We start from the raw sequence: 424 nt of genomic DNA on the forward strand, positions 1-424 counted from the left end.
GCTGACCTTGAAGCTGTCACCGGCCGACATCGGGCCGTTTTTAAGTTCAAGGGTAAAGCCGTCGATCACCGAAGGCGGTGTGGCGGAGATATCAAAGGTGCCCATGGCTTTGCCATCGGAGCGCTGCACCGTCACTTTGTTGAGATTGGCCGGGTCGCTGAAGGTGACCTTGTAATCGTAGTTCGTCAGCTTGCTGGAGTCCTTGATCGTCACACCCAGGCTACCGGCGCCTTGGTTGCCTTGGCCGGCCACACTGCGCAAAGCCACCGCCGCCGCGCTGTTGATGTCCTTGAACATCGACGCGCCGAACTCACCGTTGAGGTCGATGCCCTGCCCCAACTGGCTGTTGATCGTATCGGCGGTGACGATGGCGATGCGACCCAAGTCGTTGATGGCTGGCATCAATACGTCACTGCGATAGCGC

1 protein-coding gene is annotated in these 424 nt (G+C 59.2%); it reads right to left on the minus strand.

Annotation, left to right across the window (positions count from 1 at the left end):
- Positions 1 to 424 (minus strand): FlgK family flagellar hook-associated protein (locus SOP95_RS31755; protein ID WP_442967807.1); only part of this gene is annotated, 424 nt, incomplete at both ends.

This window comes from Pseudomonas sp. YuFO8 (genome assembly GCF_035065025.1).
GTDB lineage: Bacteria > Pseudomonadota > Gammaproteobacteria > Pseudomonadales > Pseudomonadaceae > Aquipseudomonas > Aquipseudomonas putida_AE.